Origin of the sequence: Gloeocapsopsis crepidinum LEGE 06123 (genome assembly GCF_015207655.1) — a bacterium.
Taxonomy (GTDB): Bacteria; Cyanobacteriota; Cyanobacteriia; order Cyanobacteriales; family Chroococcidiopsidaceae; genus Gloeocapsopsis; species Gloeocapsopsis crepidinum.
In genome coordinates this window covers 1-19,378 of sequence record NZ_JADEWN010000086.1, presented here as the reverse complement: position 1 = coordinate 19,378, position 19,378 = coordinate 1, and the positions used below count along the sequence as shown (strand labels likewise).

16 protein-coding genes and 1 pseudogene are annotated in these 19,378 nt (G+C 40.2%); 7 read left to right on the top strand and 10 right to left on the bottom strand.

The annotated features are described in order from the left end of the window. Positions 1-114: pseudogene (locus IQ230_RS27075) on the top strand (IS982 family transposase); the annotation flags it as partial. On the opposite strand, the gene IQ230_RS23775 reads toward IQ230_RS27075, so the two are convergent. After that, positions 111-410, bottom strand: coding sequence for an SH3 domain-containing protein (locus IQ230_RS23775; protein WP_193934698.1), 300 nt, complete (start codon positions 408-410; stop codon positions 111-113). The pseudogene IQ230_RS27075 and the gene IQ230_RS23775 sit on opposite strands and share 4 nt — an antisense overlap. 449 nt (positions 411-859) lie before the next feature. Here IQ230_RS23775 and IQ230_RS23770 point away from each other — a divergent pair, with 449 nt between their 5' ends. After that, positions 860-2,257: a TldD/PmbA family protein gene (locus tag IQ230_RS23770; protein WP_193934697.1), complete on the top strand. Its 1,398-nt coding sequence runs from the start codon at positions 860-862 to the stop codon at positions 2,255-2,257. A gap of 116 nt (positions 2,258-2,373) precedes the next feature. On the opposite strand, the gene coaE is transcribed toward IQ230_RS23770, so the two are convergent. Genes coaE through IQ230_RS23755 form a run of 3 tightly spaced genes read right to left on the bottom strand, consistent with a single transcriptional unit; the run spans position 2,374 to position 4,993 of the window. Then, complete coding sequence (coaE, locus tag IQ230_RS23765; protein WP_193934696.1) at positions 2,374-2,955, bottom strand: dephospho-CoA kinase; 582 nt, start codon at positions 2,953-2,955, stop codon at positions 2,374-2,376. Then, positions 2,952-4,487 carry a uroporphyrinogen-III C-methyltransferase gene (gene cobA, locus IQ230_RS23760; protein ID WP_193934695.1) on the bottom strand — a complete coding sequence of 512 codons (1,536 nt, stop codon included), beginning with the start codon at positions 4,485-4,487 and terminating at the stop codon, positions 2,952-2,954. Before cobA ends, coaE begins: the two co-directional genes overlap by 4 nt. A gap of 38 nt (positions 4,488-4,525) precedes the next feature. Beyond that, a complete protein-coding gene (locus IQ230_RS23755; RefSeq protein ID WP_193934694.1) occupies positions 4,526-4,993 on the bottom strand; it encodes a tetratricopeptide repeat protein in 468 nt (155 codons plus the stop codon). Between the two features lie 458 nt (positions 4,994-5,451). On the opposite strand from IQ230_RS23755, the gene IQ230_RS23750 reads away from it, so the two are divergent. From IQ230_RS23750 to egtD, 4 genes are all read left to right on the top strand, one after another. Next, the gene (locus IQ230_RS23750; RefSeq protein ID WP_193934693.1) at positions 5,452-5,907 is read left to right on the top strand and encodes an orange carotenoid protein N-terminal domain-containing protein; all 456 of its coding nucleotides are present in this window, start codon (positions 5,452-5,454) and stop codon (positions 5,905-5,907) included. 113 nt (positions 5,908-6,020) lie between these two features. Then, positions 6,021-6,809 (top strand): ergothioneine biosynthesis protein EgtC, encoded by a 789-nt coding sequence (gene egtC / locus IQ230_RS23745; protein ID WP_193934692.1) that lies wholly within the window; start codon positions 6,021-6,023, stop codon positions 6,807-6,809. Between the two features lie 49 nt (positions 6,810-6,858). Beyond that, positions 6,859-8,097 (top strand): SUMF1/EgtB/PvdO family nonheme iron enzyme, encoded by a 1,239-nt coding sequence (locus tag IQ230_RS23740; RefSeq protein ID WP_193934691.1) that lies wholly within the window; start codon positions 6,859-6,861, stop codon positions 8,095-8,097. A gap of 343 nt (positions 8,098-8,440) precedes the next feature. Further along, positions 8,441-9,469: an L-histidine N(alpha)-methyltransferase gene (gene egtD, locus IQ230_RS23735; RefSeq protein ID WP_193934690.1), complete on the top strand. Its 1,029-nt coding sequence runs from the start codon at positions 8,441-8,443 to the stop codon at positions 9,467-9,469. Positions 9,470-9,482: 13 nt separating this feature from the next. Here egtD and IQ230_RS23730 read toward each other — a convergent pair whose 3' ends face one another. The 5 genes from IQ230_RS23730 to IQ230_RS23710 form a co-directional block, all read right to left on the bottom strand. Next, complete coding sequence (locus tag IQ230_RS23730; RefSeq protein WP_193934689.1) at positions 9,483-10,085, bottom strand: hypothetical protein; 603 nt, start codon at positions 10,083-10,085, stop codon at positions 9,483-9,485. A gap of 72 nt (positions 10,086-10,157) precedes the next feature. Next, positions 10,158-10,742 (bottom strand): thylakoid membrane photosystem I accumulation factor, encoded by a 585-nt coding sequence (locus IQ230_RS23725; protein WP_193934688.1) that lies wholly within the window; start codon positions 10,740-10,742, stop codon positions 10,158-10,160. Positions 10,743-11,546: 804 nt separating this feature from the next. Next, positions 11,547-12,272, bottom strand: coding sequence for a tetratricopeptide repeat protein (locus tag IQ230_RS23720; protein ID WP_193934687.1), 726 nt, complete (start codon positions 12,270-12,272; stop codon positions 11,547-11,549). Between the two features lie 355 nt (positions 12,273-12,627). Continuing rightward, positions 12,628-14,145, bottom strand: a complete 1,518-nt coding sequence (locus tag IQ230_RS23715) for a multicopper oxidase family protein (protein ID WP_193934686.1) — start codon at positions 14,143-14,145, stop codon at positions 12,628-12,630. 952 nt (positions 14,146-15,097) lie between these two features. After that, positions 15,098-15,532 carry a hypothetical protein gene (locus IQ230_RS23710; protein ID WP_193934685.1) on the bottom strand — a complete coding sequence of 145 codons (435 nt, stop codon included), beginning with the start codon at positions 15,530-15,532 and terminating at the stop codon, positions 15,098-15,100. 415 nt (positions 15,533-15,947) lie between these two features. Here IQ230_RS23710 and IQ230_RS23705 point away from each other — a divergent pair, with 415 nt between their 5' ends. Next, complete coding sequence (locus IQ230_RS23705) at positions 15,948-16,970, top strand: alpha/beta hydrolase (protein WP_193934684.1); 1,023 nt, start codon at positions 15,948-15,950, stop codon at positions 16,968-16,970. Here IQ230_RS23705 and IQ230_RS23700 read toward each other — a convergent pair. Further along, positions 16,965-19,378: efflux RND transporter permease subunit (locus IQ230_RS23700; protein WP_193934683.1), on the bottom strand; the 2,414-nt coding region annotated here is incomplete at its 5' end. The two genes, IQ230_RS23705 and IQ230_RS23700, sit on opposite strands and share 6 nt — an antisense overlap.

Genomic DNA, 19,378 nt, shown 5'->3' with positions numbered 1-19,378 from the left:
CATCGTAGTCCCGTCAATTTTGGTGTTAATGTCCTCTGTGGTTTGATTGCTTATTGTCATCAGCCCAAAAAGCCCTCCCTTCACTTAGAATGGGCTTTACCTCCATCTGCTTAACCCGAACTCAGGTTATTAATAGGCAATCTGCTACTACAATCTGTCCCAATCATATTTCCACTTACCCAACCATTGTGGGGATAAGTAATTCTCAGCCAACCCCCTGATTTACCTACAACATTAACGTCGCTACCTTCGTAAGCACGTCCTATAATAGAATGTTGTGTGCTAGGACCTGTGCGGACATTTACATAACCATCTTCAATAACATAGCTACGGCAAGCTTGAGCTTTTGATGGAGTCGTAACACTTAACGAAATTACTCCTAATCCTAGTAAAATTAAATATTTCTTCATTTTCAAAGAAAATATTTTTACTACATAATAAATACCTAAAAACTAAATTAACCTCAGTGCTTTTACTGAAGCAAAGAAGTTTGCTTAAAAACTTTATAAGCTTGTTTATTTTTAATGAATTTAAGATGTTTTCCTAATTGACTAGATTCTTTAAATTAATGCTTTTATGTTACCTTTTTTATAAAAGCATATAATCTCTAATGAAAAGTAAAATCTAAGTAATTAAAAAAGAAATCAAGAGCCTAATAATGAATTTATCATAGTAAAAATAATAGATAAACAAAGTAATTTTAAATCATTCTTGAAAAGCTCTTGCTATGACTTCCTTTGTACTTTAGTGGCTCATTTCTTAAAAAATCTTATAAATTAAACAGAATTACTATGTACAAATAGCGCTAACTGCCCGAATTAATTGCACAATAGAAGCAGTTCGTCAAAAGCTGCATAGTATGCCCTCACCACTAGCTGATGCTCAAAATTTATTAACCGAGTTGATTGCGCGGTATGCACCCCGTGTTGATTATCTAATGATTCGCCTTGAGGAATCAGAAGGAACAGATATTTTACTGCGTGGTGATAAGGTAGAAACGCTCAGTGAAGGAATTTCGATTGGCGGACAAGTGCGGGCTTGCTACAAAGGTGGTTGGGGTTTAAGTAGCTTTAACCAGTTAGAAACGATTAGCGAAAGAATTGAGGAAGCCGTTTTAGCAGCACGGATTGTCGGTGATGAAGAAACGCGGCTAGCAGAAGTAGAACCCGTGCAAGATAGCTGTTTTGTGCCATTGAGTGGGACTGATCCGCGCTTGATTTCTTTAGCAACGAAAAAAGTATTATGCGATCGCTACAGCAATATCCTTAAAAGTGTAGACTCGCGCATCACAACAACTTCAGTACGTTACAGCGATAGTGCCCAGCGAATCATCCTCGCAAGTTCCGAAGGGACTTTGATCGAACAAGCTTGGGTAGATATGGAAATGCGCTTTGCCGCTACTGCAAGAAACGGCGACACAGTACAAACCGGAAGAGAAACAACAGGTTCGCGCAAAGCTTATGAAGATCTTACAAGCTTAGATGAACAAGTTACTGGGGCGGCGCAACGGGCGATCGCAGCTTTATCCTTACCACCAGTTAAAGGTAACATTTATACTGTCGTTATCGACCCTATTTTAAGTGGTTTATTTGTCCACGAAGCCTTTGGTCATCTTTCAGAAGCAGACATGGCTTACGAAAATCCTGATTTGCTAGAAGCGATGAGTCTTGGACGCAGATTTGGACCTGAAGAACTGCAAATATTTGATGGTGCTGCACCTGCAGGACATCGTGGCAGTTATTTCTATGATGATGAAGGTACGCCTGCAACAACGACGCAACTGATCGAAGACGGTATATTAGTCGGACGCTTGCACTCTCGCGAAACTGCTGGCAAATTGGATGAAACAGCAACAGGTAATGCGCGGTGTCTCAATTACCACTATGCCCCGATTGTCCGCATGACAAATACCTGGATTGAACCAGGAAAAACCCCTGTAGCAAATTTGTTTACTGGGATTAAAGAAGGAGTCTATGCGCGTAACTGGTTAGGGGGAATGACAAACGGCGAAATGTTTACATTTAGTGCGGGTGAAGCATGGATGATTCGCAACGGACAAATTGCCGAACCTGTGCGCGATGTGACGTTATCAGGTAATGTGTTTCAAACTTTGGCAGATATTGAAGCGATCGGCGATGATTTCTATTGGGATGAATCTGGCGGTTGTGGTAAAGGCGGACAAAATGGTTTACCTGTAGGTTGTGGTGGTCCTAGTCTGCGAATTCGCGATGTCGTTGTTGGTGGTGAAGCAGTGTAGAGGCTAATACCAAGTGTCTATTACCCAAAGAAGCTAAACGCCACTACGCCGAAACTGAACGTCAAAGATCTGAACGACTAGTAGCAAGTTTACGTGAATTGGGCGAACCCAATCTTTTATAACGCTGCATCAACTTGTTGCAGTAATGTCTCTAATGTAGAAGAGTTATCTAAAACAACATCTGCGCGGGATGCTTTTTCTGCTAGCGACATTTGACTGTTGATACGGGCTAGGGCTTGTTCGCGTGTTAGTTGATTGCGTTGCATCAATCTTTCAAGTTGTTGTTGTGGGGAACAAATCACAACCCAAATTTCTGTCACTAAATTAGTTATGCCTGCTTCAAATAATAACGGAATAACGCAGACGATTGTTGGATACGGTTTTTGAATTGCCTCAGCAAAGCGATCGCGCACATAAGGATGAATTTGTTGTTCTACCCAAGTTCGTTCCTCTACATTGTTAAAAATAATTTCTCCTAGCTTTTTTCGGTTCAGCGTACCATCTTCTAGGAAAAGATCTGCACCATAACGCTGTGCGATCGCTTGATATACAGGAGAACCCGTTTCGACAGCGTCTCTAGCATAAATATCTGCATCGAAGATTGGGAGGTGATGGTGAGTTGCTAGATAATGTGTAACGGTCGATTTTCCTGTTGCAATTCCACCTGTTAAACCAATAATGCGGCTTTGACTTATCATTTGTGCTGTGCCCACTGCACAATTGCTTGTGTAAGTCCCTCTAAAGTATATTCTTCAGCTTCAATATCAACTCGTCCAAATTGTTGTTGACAGGCTTTAGAAGTGAGAGGACCAATTGATGCAATACGAACAGAGTCTAAATTAGCGCCACCATGACTTGCTAAAAGTTGACAAAAATTTTTGACAGTTTTGGAACTCGCAAATGTAATGACATCGACTACTTGCTGTTGTAAAGCTGTTAAAGCATCTGGAGAAATGGTTTGCGGACAATGCGACTCATACGCAGCAACTTCAACAACTTCTGCACCTCTAGCCGTAAACTCTTTGACTAAGACTTCTCTTCCTCCCGTTTCTACTCTGGGAAACAGCACTTTTTTTCCTAGTAAAGCTTCGGGAAAGTGTTCTATTAAAGCATCGGCAATAAAGTTAGGTGGAATAAAATCTGGCTGTAAACCGTGTTCTTCAAGGCTATGGGCAGTTTTTTCACCTACTACAGCAATTTTGACTCCAGCTAAAGCCCGCGCATCTTTACCTTGTGTTGCCAATCTTGTAAAAAAGTGATCTACGCCGTTGGTGGAAGTGAGAATTAACCAATCGAAATCACCCAGATGTGCGATCGCCCGATCTAAGTCTTCCCAACTTGTAGGCGGACCAATTTCTAATGCAGGCATTTCAAGAACATTGGCACCTGCTGTCGCGAGGCGATCGCCAAATTCACTCAGTTGCCCAGCTGATCGCGTGATCAGAATTGTTTTACCGTGCAGAGGTTGGTCAGGTAGCATATCAAGAGGAGAAAATTCAATCTCTATCTTTGCATTTAACCGTTCTGTAAGCATGACAACTTCACCAATAATGATAACGACTGGTGAAAGCGAAACACCTGCTGTCACCGTTTGAATGTTTGCTAAATCACTCACCCAGATTTGTTGTTTTTGAGTTCCAGCCCACTTAATGACTGCTATTGGAGTGTGCGGCGATCGCCCGTAGTGTAACAACTGCTGTACAATTGTTGATAATTGTTTTCCTCCCATCAAAATCGCGAGTGTTTCTAACCGTGCTAGCGCTTCCCAATCAAGTTTTTCTGGTTCGTGGGCGGTAAAAACTGCAAAACAGCGACTTAATATGGGATCTGTTAAAGGTATTCCTACGACTAAGGGTGCGGCTAAAGCTGAGGAAATTCCTGGCACAACTTCAAATGGACAGTGAACAGCAAGTAAAGCATCAATTTCTGCCGCAGAACGCCCAAAAATGAATGGATCGCCAGATTTTAATCGAACTACTTGTTTTCCTAACTGGCAATATGCTACTAACAGCTGGTTAATTTCTGCTTGCGGTGTGCTGGGTTTTCCTCCGCGCTTTCCGACATCAAGTTTCAAACAGCTTTGCGGTACTAACTGTAATAGTTGCTCATCAACGAGTGCATCATAAATCAAAACTTCAGCTTGCCCTAGTATCTGTAGCGCTCTCACCGTAAGATAGGCTACATTGCCTAACCCTGCACCTACAAGATAGACTTTGCCGTTGATAGTCATGATTTATTATTAACGATTAGCAATTAGCATTCGTTCGATTAGGTTAAACTTTGCTGCTGATTAATTTCTTGGAGAAGTTGGGCAACAGTTTCAGCTTTTTGTGGATTGCGTTGAGATTGAAATAAGTTTTTGGCAGTTTCGAGAGAGGCGATCGCTTCTAACTGATTGTGTTTTAGCAATGCCATTCCTAAGCGTAAATGAGCGTCAACATTTTTCGGTGCGCGGATTGTTAATTCTTGCCAAGTTGCGATCGCCTCTCCTACTCGATCTTGTCGTAGTAAAGTATCTCCTAGTAATAACCGTGCCAAGTCATTACTAGGGTGACGCGCAATGACTTGACGAAAAGCAACTTCCGCTTCGCTATAACTTTTGTTTTGATATAGTTTGACTCCTTGTTTATAAATGCTAGAGGTAATGACTCCCTCACGGATGAAAAAAGCCAATATTGTTAAACCAATACCGACGACGGTAATTGCAAATACAGTCAGTTGGGGCGTATCAGTCATTGGAGAAAAACAAGCCTACTTAATTTACCGTAACAGACACGCGGCAGAAAAGCTCAAGTTCTCCACAAAATAATAAAAAGTACATCTATTTATTCAAAATGAGTCGTTAGCAGATTACTAAATCTACCTATAAATTGAAGTTCAATTTTTATTATTTAACGTTTCTAAAAAACGAGCGACTATTTTTGAATAAAATGTTAATAATTATGCAATATAAATGTTATCTACTCAGTTCCAAATATCGTTACTTTGGTATATAACTCGACCAACCAATTTTTAAGGTTGTTGGATGATAGGTAACTTTACTAATGCTTACCTCTGCCATAAGTAGTGAGATTGATATCTATCTATAGAAGGGTTAAATTATATTTTTTTGTTTATTAAATCGGGTTCTAGAAGCTGGTATAAAACCTGCTTTATGGCTCAAAAAATTAAGGTTGTTTAGATCTGAGGGTATAATGACTTACGCTACTGATGATACGACAAAAAAATCTGTCCAAAAATTTCAACAATTTGATGCAGATACGCAACTAGGTTTATTGTGGTTTGGCTATAAAGATATTAAAGATCAACTTCAACCAGCCAATGAAACTTCTGCCCAAGATACTGCGGAAGCATTGTTTAATCAAATTCAGTCTTTGTCAAAAGAAGAACAACTACAAGCGCAGCGTGATATTGCCAATCGGGCAAATAATGACATCAGCCGTGCTTATAGCTCTTTAAGTTCGAGTGGTAAGCTTGATTTATGGTTGCGCCTAGCTCAAGGGATGGATAAGGGTACAGTAATTCAGGTACCATCCGATTATGAGTTGCCTGCTGAAACCAAAGATTTTGTAGACACGATCAAGCAACTCGATTTTGAACAACGCATTGACTTTATGCGTAGTGCTGTGGTGGAAATGGGAGCTAAGTAGATGAGAGTAAGGGGCTAGTCATTCGTGGCTGGCTTCCTATTTTCGATAAATATCACATACGTATTGCGATCGCTTCCGTACAATAGTAAAGTATTGTTACAACGCGATCGCTCATGTGCCGTTTGCTTGCTTATTTAGGTTCGCCGATTTTACTAGATCGGATATTGACTAAACCAGAACACTCATTGGTTGTACAAAGTTATCAGCCGCGTGAAATGAACTCTGGGCTATTGAACGCTGACGGATTTGGGATTGGTTGGTATCATGCTCAAAAAGATGCTCCGCCTTTTACTTACAAAAACATATTACCAATCTGGAACGACACGAATCTTTCGAGTCTAGGACGCTACGTAGAATCAAGATGTATATTAGGTGCGGTGCGTAGTGCGACATCTGGACAAGCTGTAGATTTAAGTAACTGTCAACCTTTTGAATATCAACAATTATTGTGCGTTCATAATGGTCGGATTGAAAGTTTTAGAGAAACATTAGCAAGACCATTACGCGATCGCCTAAGTGATAATGCTTATAAGTCAATCAAAGGCAGTACAGATTCCGAACACTTTTTCGCTTTAATTATTGAAGAACTACATAATAACCCTACAGCTACAATAACTAAAGCAATGCACAATGCTTTACTCGCATTAGATCAGTTGGTAAAGTCGTACGATACTACAGCATCTGCCAATATGATCGTCACTGATGGACAACAGCTTGTTGCTTCGCGGTTTGCTACTAATACTCAAACACCCTCACTCTATTGGCTGCGCGACGATCCAACATATCCAGAATCGATCGTCATTGCTTCAGAACCATTGTTTGCTGGTAACTGGCATCCTGTTGCAGAACAAAGTATTCTCAGCGTAGGACAAGACTTGAATGTTCAAATCACTCAAGTCTAGTGTCATCAAATTCTGATAAGCGCGTAGTATTTTACTGTATATTTTTTCAATGTCTCATACATTAGCTCATCTCAACAGCACTGACCAAAAGCGACAGCAGCTAAAGCAAGCAATGCAACAATGTCGTCAAAGAACGCTTACTTTATTTAAAGGAATTAATTATGATACATTCTGCCGTCAAGCACACCCTGAATTTAGCCCCGTTGGTTGGCATTTAGGTCATATTGCATACACAGAAGCTTTATGGCTACTCAAACACAGTGCCATAAAGCCGCGCCAGTTTTCTAAGTTTGGTCATTTATTTATTGCTGATGGCATACCTAAAGCAGAACGCCAAAAATTACCTACACTAGCAGAAATTCAAGTTTACCTTGATACAATTCGCACGCAAGTTCTAGACTATCTAGAGATAGCTGATCTTAACCAGCAAGAACGTCTTTGGCGTTGGTTGATTCAGCATGAAAGTCAGCATAGTGAAACAATTGCTTTTGTGTTGGAGTTGCTAAAAGTTCAAGATTCAGCAGCGATTCAATGTTTACCCAGTACGCAACATCTCTCTGATATGATTGAGATTCCTGCGGGTTATTTTGAAATGGGAGATGATTCGATTGAGGCATTGGATAATGAACGCTTAGTGCATAAAGTGTATCTAGATACTTACTCAATCGATCGTTATCCTACAACTTGTGGACAGTATCAAGAATTTATCAATGCTGGAGGCTACCAAAATCCTGAATGGTGGTCAGATGCGGGTTGGCAATGGCAACAACAAGCGCAAGTGACACAACCACTTTACTGGCACAATGCAATTGCAGATCATCCAGTATCTGGCGTGAGTTGGTATGAAGCACAAGCCTATGCTCAATTTGTGGGTAAGCGATTACCGACAGAAGCTGAATGGGAAAAAGCAGCAAGCTGGGATGCCACGCATGAGTGCCGTTACACTTATCCTTGGGGAAATACAGCGCTTGATCCTCGTAAATGCAATCATGATTGTGCGATCGCTCAAACAACGTCTGTAAATAGCTACCCAAATGGGCAAAGTACCTACGGTTGTTACGATATGCTAGGGAATGTTTGGGAGTGGACAGCATCACTATTTCAAGGCTATTCAGGTTTTACTCATTACCCGTATATTGGTTATTCCCAAGTTTACTTTGATGAGCAACATTATGTCTTGCGCGGTGGTAGCTGGGCAACTCGTCCTTGGGCACTACGCTGTAGCTTTCGTAACTGGTATCATCCTTATATTCGGCAAATTTTTGCAGGTTTTCGTTGTGCAAAGTAAGTCGTAGTTCTGGCTGATGATGGGTGATAGAAAGAGTTACGAGTTAAGAAAATTCAAAATTAAAAATCCCTTTTACCTAGTCGCATTGGTATTTTATTGTAGTGGCGATATCAAGAATTTATTTAGGCATTTGTGTGTATATCGAGGAATATTTAACGTTTAGACCCTGTCAGCTTGAAACATCTAGCTCAGGCGTGATTTTATATGTAATGGCTTTATGATTTACTCTCTGAGGGTGACTTATTAGTTCTTTGGCGATCGCAATCGCACCCAGCAGTAAACTAGACAATACTGCTTTTTTTGTGCCTATGCAGTCTATCCCGCCTTGGCAAACGGAGGTTTAATGTCTATATCCAAAGCTGCAAGCAACCTATCTCTTCAATCTACAGCCGAACCCTTGCAGATCGAGTATCTCATCAACTCCACTGCACCAACAAACACAAGCGATGGTAATGACGTTATTCAAGGATTAACCAAAAAACCAAAATCCCTCCCTGCGCGATACTTTTATGATGATCGAGGTTCTCAATTATTCGAGCAAATTTGTGATTTATCAGAATATTATCTGACTCGTACTGAAACAGCCATATTACAAGAATGTGCCACAGAAATTGCCCGCATTACCGGCGCTTGTGAACTGATAGAACTTGGAAGTGGTAGTTCGACGAAAACTCGTATTCTCTTAGACGCCTACAATCAACTTGGCTATCCTCTACACTACTTACCGATTGATGTCAGTGCTGGCATCTTAGAAAGCAGTGCCCAACAATTATTAACTGATTATCCATCATTGCGAGTTCATGCATTAGTTAGCACCTACGAACTAGCACTTGAAAAACTTATGGCTGCTGAACTACCAAGTCGGATGATTTGTTTTATTGGTAGCACACTCGGAAACCTTTCTCCACAGGAATGCGAACTGTTTTTCTCGCAAATTACTTGTGCATTGCTTCCTAAAGAGTATTTCTTATTAGGAGTAGATTTACAAAAGCCAAAGGATCTACTTGAAGCAGCATATAATGATAGCCAAGGAGTCACCGCCGCCTTTAATTTGAATATGCTGCAACACTTAAATGAGCGCTTTGATGGTGATTTCGACTTACAGCAATTTGAACATTGGGCATTTTATAACGAAAGTCAGCATCAAATTGAGATGCACTTGCGGAGTCTGCGATCGCAAACTGTTTTCTTAAGCGCCCTAGATACAACTGTCCAATTTGCCCCAGAAGAAACGATCCTGACTGAAATCTCTCGTAAATTTAATCTCAACACTCTGCAACAAATACTGGCACAGCAAGGTTTGACGACGGTTAAGGTTTGGACAGATTCTCAACAATGGTTTGCCTTGCTACTGTGTCAGTTGCAGGCATGACACAATATTTCAATTAACAAATTGGGCGTTTCCCAGGGTTGACTGCATGAATATACTCGCTTCCTGCAATTGGTAGTTCCCGATTGTAAGCAGCAGATTCTGGCTGTCCCCAGCCTAGTTGCAGCAGGATTTCAAGAAAGTTTGCTTTCTCCCACTTGCATAAATTAGCCCATTCCATGCGCTGAGCAATTTTGTTTACCTGTTCCAATGTAGTTAACCGATAATCTTTACCATGATTGACACTTCTGTAAAGATCCATTCCAACAGTGACTTCATGCCAGAAACTGACAATACTCTCTTTTGCAAATTTTAATATTTCTAAATCTTTAGGTAGAGCAATTAACTGTGAGTCTACCTCAGGATAGGAAATACTTTGCCCCTTGAGTGTTAGCTGACGCCAAACAATTCCCGACACACCATATTCTTTCTGATAGCAATGAACAGCTGCTTTAAAATCTTGATAAGCATCAAACTTCTGTACGCCATCACTTTTGATAAATCTATCTACGATCGGATTACCAGAAGCCGTAGCTGCAATTTTGAGACGCTCCCCCTTTAAGCAAGCCTGGCGCTCGTTTGCTAAAATTTGTATCAGCTCTGCGGTAGAGTATGCCATTTTCCCTAGCGAGTGGATACGTGTCTAGTTGCATCTTAAAAGCTGAGCGCCAGATTAGTTCTGTCTCGATAGTTACTCAGCTAGTTCAGAACTAAATTCGTTGATTGATCGTCTTTTCAACTCTACCGACTCGGAACGCGGCAATAAATCGAATAGTTCGCGAAAAACGCCATCAACTTTCTCAAAAGGTACTTGTCCTGTTTCATTTAAGACAACCTCACCCAATTGGTTAAATACAACAAGTTGCGGAACATTACCTGTATAGTAATACCCTGCTTCTGTTGTTGCGTAGCTCTCTTTGGGTAAAATGGTGTCCACGCTCACAGGAATAAAATCCACAACGCGACCATAGAATGCTTGTAAGCGTGTAACGACTGTGGCATACTGTTTACAATCACTACTGTCGTCTACATAAAAGATGAGTAAGGTAGGTCTATCGCGTTTCAATGATTCTTCTAGCTTGACCTTAGGTGGTACCAAAGAAGCATTCCCACCATATAAAACAAACACGTTGCCCTCAAAATGATCGTCGTTGCTACCAGCAAAAGCTGATGGAACAGCTAGCATAAATTGGCAACATATAAGTACCAGACAAAGCACGACAAGACGCTGCCAAGAGCAAAACGTTTTGTACCAAAAGTGTAATAGGAAATTCATTGAAACAACTAAGTTTAACTATGTTTAGAGCTTTAATGTCTTTTAGTCTAAACTAGCATAAGCTCAAAATTTGCTGTCAAGAGATTATATCTTTACTTTTCAAAGTAGTTATATCGGGTAAAATGAACATATCAGTTTATTGTAGAGCCTTCACTATCCAACACTAGCTAGTTTGATAAAGTTTAGTTTTCACTCCATACTTTAAAAAATCTAGCTATTTAACACTTAGATTATTTTGTACTATTGACGAGTCTGATAAATTTTACACTCCACCAATTTTAATGGTAAAAGTAGTATACTTAATGAAGTATATAATATAATTACTAGCTTATATAAGTGAAATATCTGCAAATTGTATTCACATTATTATTAATACTTACTTCATTTCCAAGAGCTGTTTTTGCTCTTCCCATAGATCAAAAAAAACCTTCATTCATAACCAAAAAGCAAATAGATGTTTTTGAGTTCGATACTCCTTTGTGTTATATGCGTACAGCAAGTGGGGGATTTTTAAATCTGAATAATCTGTGTGAGCCAAAACTAAGAAATACTGCAGTTATTCCATCACGCTCCATAAACAACGTTTACAATCCCGTAAGAATAAACAAGTTTGATCGCGAACTCTACGGAGAATAAAATATTATTTTTTTATACTTGTGAATTAATATGAGGAACAATTTAGTATATAAATCGAACAAAAACTAATATAAGAACTGTACTAACTGCTAACTCAAGTGTTACATGCCAAATAAGTTAACAGTTAGTTTTACTATTTGCATTAAGTTAATTTAACTTACCTGCTTTTCAGTACTGTCTCATCATACTTACTACCTTAAGACAGCCTAAAATATTGCCCTGTTCGGTATAGAGTTGAATTGCCGTTTGATAATCTTTTATTGCAGCTTGACGGCTTTTGAGCTTAACATAAACCTGGGCACGATTGAAATATGCTTCAGCACGACCAGGGTTGATTTGAATTGCTTTGTTCAAGTCCTCCATTGCTTTTTGCGTGTTACCTAGCTGTAAATAAACACCACCTCGATCGCTGTAACCGAAACCATCTTCAGGATAAAGTTTGATGGCTTGCGTATAATCGGCGATCGCTCCTTGACGATCGCCTAAAGCAACTCGCGCGTCTCCTCGACTATTGTAGATATGAGCAAAATTTGGGTTGCCTTGCAAAGCTAGAGTGTAGTCTTGAATTGCTCCTTGATAATCCCCTATTTGATAACGCGCATCACCTCGATAAAGATATGCCATGTCATGATTGGAATTCAATTGTAATGCTTGAGAAAAAGCTTGAGTAGCTTCTTGATAGTTTTGTTGGTGTATTTTTTCTAATCCTTGATTTACAAAGTGTTCAGCACTGATTTCTTTAGAAGTCAATGTTCTTACTTCCGTAGGAATCATTGGCGATGAATGGTATTGATGGTCAGGCGACGCCACTGCAAAATTAGCAGTAATAACAACATCCATACCCGCAAACAGAATTACTCCCAAGGCAATTATTGCTTTAGAAAAGAAGTACATACTTGTAATTTGTAAATTGAAGTTTTCTAAGTCAGGAACAATTATTGATACGTGAATGTCATAGTTAAGTAAATGGGTAAAAATGAAAGTAAATTAAAGCTGATAACTATTAGCCATTAGCTTTGCGGTTATTTCTTTCATGACCCATTACTCAATAAACAAAGATGTAACTTTATAATTGCGATCGCATAGGTCTCAGTTCACCACTAAAGATTATAAATCTCAGTATTAGTACAGGACAGTAAGCAATCCTGTGTAATGAAGCGTTGGTGTTTGCTTACTCTACTTCTAACATCTGCCAATTTATCTAATCAGCTTTCAACATTGTAAAAATCTTATCTTTGAGCAACACTTGCTACAAGGGAGGTGCAGGAAGTTGTTTTGGTCGTGCTGCAGCAATAGGATCTTGACCGATATTCCCGCTTTGTGAAGCCAGTGAATTTTGCAATACTTCAAACTGATTCATCATGTCATGATCTTCATGAACTGTGTTATGGCAGTGTTGCATGTATTTGCCTGTATTGGGACCAAATTTACCAATTACCCTAACTGATTCATTCTCCCCAACATAGAAAACATCCTTCCAACCAACTTCATATGGAAATGGGGCTTTACCATTACGGTCAAGAATTTGACAGTCAATTAGGTGCAGATGTATGGGATGGAACCAACCACCTGAATTGTTATACAAACGCCAAATTTCGATATCTCCAAACTGGGGAGCAGCATCAACTCGATTAGCATCCCAGACTTTACCATTAGTTACCCACAAACCATTGGTACGTTCGTATCTAAATTCTCTGGTGCGGACAGCTTGAGAAGCTAGCAAGGGAGTAAAAGTACGCAACTGACTGGGTATTGAACTGTCATCAGTCGCATCTCGTACGACGTCAAAACGCATGATCGCATTTGTTCTACCAGAATAATCTTCATTATTTTTCGGGCTTGTGTTTTTCAAGACGATCTGTGTACCAATAGGATACTTAGAAAAGTCAATAACAAACTCGTATCGTTCTGCCATACCAAAACGGAAACTTTGTACCGCTACAGGTGCTGGCTTGAGTCCCGCATCGGTACCGATGACGATTAAAGGGTCGCCTGTGCTGAGTGATAGCTGATAAGAACGAGAAATAGAGCCATTCAAGGCACGGAAGCGATACTTGCGTCTTGCTACTTCCATCCGCGGCCAAGGTATACCATTGACTACAATAACGTCACCAAACTGACTTTTTTCCCCTTGGTCATCAAAAATTAATTTGCCATTTGTGGCAAATTGCTTATCCTGGATAATTAATGGCACATCGTACTCCCCTTTGGGTAGGGGTAAATCAAGTTCAGTTTGATCTTGCACAATATACATTCCCGCTAGCCCCATGTAAACATTACGGGCAGTGTGGTGAATGGCGTGGTCGTGATACCAGATGGTGGCGGCACGGTTATTGGGATAATAGTAATCTTTGTAATACCCTGGAAAGATGAGATCTTCTGCATAGCCGTCATATTGTGGTAAGGACGCCATGCCATGTAAATGCGTAGAGGTTGGTCTACCTAAAGTATTATTGATAAAGCGAACAACGGATTGTCGCCCTACACGCTGAATAATTGTTGGTCCAGGTGTAATTCCGTTATAACTCCAAATTTCGCTTAATTTGCCAGGCAATATTTCAACCTGAGCCTTACGCATAGTAATTTCGTAATAGTCAGTCTGCGCATCACTTCGCACCGGTTGAAGCACCGGTGGTCTACGAAAGGGTAGTGTAAATTTGTTTGGAACAGTCTGAGCATAGCCTATGCGTTCCCAACCTGCTGGAAGCAGCAAAGATCCTCCCGCAAGCGCTCCTAATTTTAGTGCTTCTCGCCTTGTTATTTTCATTATTCCTCTTGGTGTTTTCTCAACAGACTTCACAGCCTGCGAATTTCATAAGTAGATTTGCTTATGAAATTTTGTTAACCCTGCTTTATCTACGATGACGGATCTGGTATCACAGTGATGCCAAAGATATGTAGAAGTTATGTCTGAGTTTGGCAGAATTTGATGATTAAGACTCTTTGCTACACAGAATATTGATTAAAGTCGCGTAAAGAGTCTACATATGTACAAAACAATAGGAAGCTTGTTTTGCAAACTTGTTTTATTAATGGTTGTTAAATGGTGTTAGTTCAATGACAATCTAATTCCACTGCATAAAGATAAACTTGCACTAGAATATCGTTAACAAAACTGTATTTTTGTCAACCAAACGCTTATGTAAAAAGATCTCACAAATTCTTTAAAATATTAGAAATTCGTTAGTCTATACATGAAAAAGTCATAGCAAAAAACATACGTGATTTTTATGTGTCAAAGTATATACATTAATTTGAGAATAACAAAAGTGCTTTATATGTATCTTTAAGCAATCAATAATATTGCAGCGATCGCCCAACTCCAACCTTACTTAAAAATAGCAATTACAATTCTCAATATCTGCGTATTGGCGCTGCTAAATATTACGAATAGTTAGAGTTGCAAACACATCTAAACATGAAAACTGCTCAATCTGAGATCAGGTGAAATTGTGTTCAGCTGCTAACAGCCTAGAGTCAGAATAAGATCAGTGAGTTACCTCACTTGACTCGAAGCGGTTGTCCTTAATTGATTTGTGCTAGACATTGTCTGCACAGCAAAAAACAGCAACGATCAACTCACCAATAGAAAATAGCAGTCCCACCAAACTTAGAAATATTGTATTTCTAGCTTTATCTGGTAAGACTTTCCTAGCGAAAACTTAGTTGCACATTGCATTATGATTTAATAATTTTATGCTGTATAAAGTTGTTTCACTTTACTCTTGTGGTAAAACATAATTCAACTGAGGTAAGCTGCTACTAAATTGAGAGCAATTGTTATTAACAGCAGATTTAATTGCCACATCAGCAAATCGCCCAACGCCTTCTGTACCTAATTTAGCGATTACATCTGCAGGAAACATTGAATTACTACTAGCTATCACACCTGCTTTAATGGTTTGATAGGTTCTTCCTAGTCTGAAGTCTCTACAGGTTGTATTGGATAGAGCTATGAGTCTGCCGGTGGGAGCAGAGGAGATGAAATGATAATGCTTGTTTCCTGGTTCTTCTCGAATCCAATCAGACTCTCTGGCTAGTTGGCTGAGATAATTTTGAAATGGTATTGGATACTGGGTGTCATCTGCTCGTACTAATGGATGGAAAGGCAGTACAAAAGCGGCTCCTAATACTACTCCAACAAATTTCAACATAAATTACTTGTACCTATGATATTCAAAAATGCGCTGAATAATGCTCTAGTCTGGAAAACGCCATGTGTTCTTTGCTGACACAACTGACGTCCATTTATATGTGCACAAAAGCACTATTGATAACTTAATACCTGACTCTTACTATTTATTCAGAGGTGTTGCTGGTAGCGGACTTGCTGAAACTGCAAAACGTAAGTTTCTGTTTTACCCAGCTTTAAATTATTGTATCATCGTCTTCGTCAACCGTATTGCAAAAGTGCGTTAAGATAAAGGTTTTTCTGTATGAGTTAGTGCAGAGTTATGTAAAAGTTTGTACTAATGTGACAAGGTTCCAAATCTAAATGTGTCTTAGCGATCGCTTCCTTGGCACAAATTCTAAGTGAAGTTATGCTGGAAATTGGTTTTCTAATCGCAGATGTCAGATTACTCAAATATCACCGCAGCGCTTGTCAGAGAAACTAGGACACGCGAAAAAGCATTACCCTTAATGAACGACAACTGTCGATCGCGGTTTTTATTACAAGCACAACGTACTGACAAAGTATGTTTGTTCTTTCATGGATTTACTGCAACTCCTGAACAGTTTTTTCCAATCGCAGAAGCTTTCTTTCAAGCTGGTTATAATGTCGTGGTTCCTTTATTGCCAGGACACGGACTTGCCGGAAATTGGGATAGTGACAATCCGCCTCCCCTACCAGAAGAACAACACATCTATCAAAGATTTGGTTTGTATTGGCTAGAACAAGTGCAAGCATTAGGCAAACAAGTCGTTATCGGAGGACTGTCAGGCGGAAGTACTCTAGCTGCTTGGTTAGCCTTAGAATGTCCTGAATCAATTCATCGGGCGTTACTATTCGCACCGTATTTAAGTAACAGCAATCTTCTTGTTGACTTCATCGTTAAGATTATGCCGATCTATTTTCAATGGCGTACTGAAGAGGGCGCGATTAGTTACGGCTATGATGGCTTTGTGATGCCTGCATTGCGCGTGTTTATGGACATGGGGCAAGATCTCCTTGAACGCGCAAAAAACAGCATTGCTGCAGCACCCTGTTTTGTCATCTCTAGTGAAAGAGATCGCGCTGTTGATGATAACGAAAACCAAGATTTGTACGAGTCACTTGTGAAGCTACAACCTAAATGCTGGTACTACTCTTTTGATAAAGTTTTTGATATTCCGCACAATATGATGACTAAAGCGGAAGGAAATGATTACCAAGACTTAGTGTTTGCAGTAGCTAAAGCTTATGTTGGTAGCGATGTGACTTGGCAAGAAGTTGAAGAAATTACTTACCAAATGCTATTTCAAGGAAAAACATTTGATGCTGTAGTGCAAGAAAGGAATTTCACTCAGCGCGTTTGTCCAGATTTACAAACACTGATTTCATTACTTGATAAACCAGCTATTGTGGCAGCGCGTCAGTCTAAATCCTCATGAAAATTTTTTACTCAGCTTGTCTGCTAATTTTTGGAGTCTAATTTCGTGCAGCATGACATAAAAGCAAGGAATAATGAACAGCGTTAATAGCGTTGCCAAAGACAAACCAGAAAAAACAACAACTCCCAACGGCTGTAGAAATTCTGAACCTTCACCAATTCCTAAAGCCAGTGGAAACATCCCTAATACTGTCGTAATTGTCGTCATCAAAATTGGACGCAGGCGTTGTGGTGCGGCTCTGAGAATAGCACTTTTACGATCAATTTCTTCTCGATCGCGAATTTGATTGGCAAGTTCCACCATAATGATGGCATTATTTACGACAATTCCCACGAGTAGCACTGCACCCACAAGCACGGTAGCGCCGATTGCAGTTCCGGTGATGTAAAGTCCAAAAATTCCGCCAGCAAGTGCTAAAGGAACAGTGAACATAATCACTAGAGGATCGATTAAGGAGTTGTATTGTACTGCCATGACAACAAAAACTAGAAACGCCGCCAATCCGCCTAAAATTTGCAGCGATCGCTGTAGTTCTTGATTTGTTTCTTCTACAGAACTTGGTAAAATACTTACGCCCTCTGGTAGATCAATGTTTTCTAGCACTGTATCAACTTCTGCTAAAGCATCTCCTAAACTTGCACCTTCACTTAAGTTACCCGCGATAATAAAAACTTGGCGTTGATTGATACGTTGAATCTCCCCAGGTGCTTGACCTTCACGAATACTCGCAACATCAAACAAGCGAATTTGGCGATTGCTATTGACAAAAATTGGCAAACGCGCTAACTGTGATTGGTTTTGAATATCGGCTTGATTCAGTTGCACTCGCACATCTACTAGGCGATCGCCACGCTGTAATTGTGTCGGCACTGATCCTTCAACCGCAGTTTGAATTGTTTGACCAATATCTTGCGTTGTCAAACCAAAACTTGCCACGCGTTCCCAATCAGGGACAATCTGAAGTTCAGGCTGTCTAGAGTCAGCATCAGGGCGGAAAGTTGCTAATGTCGTTTGCTGATCTAAAGCTTGGAGAATTTGTTGTCCTGCTTGGCGGAGGTTTTGTTCGTTGTCACCTTGCAAAATAACATCAATTTCTGCGCCGCGCACCGGAGAATTACTCAAAATTAAGCCGCGTACTTGCCCAGGACTTAAGCGTAAACGAATACCAGCCAAGTTAAGTCGATTAAATTCTTGATTAACTCGATCGACAAAAGCTTCTACATTGCTACCAGATTTTAAAGTAATCGTACTCGAACTCCGTAACGGATTTTCGGTCGTATTGCTGCCAAACAGAAAGCCACCTGCCGTCGAGAAAACATATTCAGTTTCGGGTTGTTCTAAGAGAATGTCATCGACAGCATCCATTACTTTGCGGTTATTTTCAACAACAGTTCCAGGGGGAAATTGTGCAAATAAAGTTGCTTGTCCAGTACTAATCCGAGGAAGAATTTCTTGTGAGATTTGCCCCATAAGAAATAAACTGCCACCACCTAAAACCAGAAATGCGATCGCAATAACAACTAAGCGATACCGTAAAAGCTTCGTCAAAAAATTGCTATACGCTTGAGTCGCTGCATCAAATCGGCGATTAAACTCTTGTAATATCCACAATCTACCAATTTTACTTGACCACCGAATTGCGAGTAGTCGTGATGTCACCATTGGCACAAAAGTGAGCGCAATCAAAATTGATGCAGCTACTGCAAAGCTGATGGTTAAAATTAATTCACTAAATAGCAGTGAGAAAAAACCACCAATCAGCAGAAACGGCAAGACAGCGACTAAGTTCGTACTTGTTGACGCGACTAAAGCTGATTCAACTTCTTGACTACTACGAACTGACTGCGAAAGTAGTTGTTGTGAATTCATCCGCGTTCTGGCATCTTTGCCAGGAGTCATCCCCGCGCCTTCGGCAATATTTTCCAGCATGACAATCGAGTTATCAACAACGATACCTACCCCTAAAGCAAGTCCCCCTAAACTAAATACGTTGAGGGATAACCCAAACACTCCCATTAAAATAATTGCCGCTAGTGTTGCTAAGGGAATTGCACAGACAATAATAATGGTTTGCCGCAGTGAACCAAGGAATAACAGAACTGCGATCGCAGCGAGTCCAGCACCAATTAAACCAGCAGTAGCAACATTAGTAATTGAGTTGCGAATAAACTGCGATTCATCTAAAGTCGCAGTCAACACCATATCTGCTGGAATCACACCCGATCTTCTTAGTTCTTCAATGCGTTGCTTAACTCCATCTACAACTGTAATCGTATTAGCGTCAGGTTGCTTTTGAATACTCAACTTCACTGCTGGCTGTTTATTGAGGTTCACAAACACGCGCTGGTCTTCTGTACCATCCACAACTTCAGCAAAGTCACGCAGGTAGATACGAGGGGTGAGGGGCG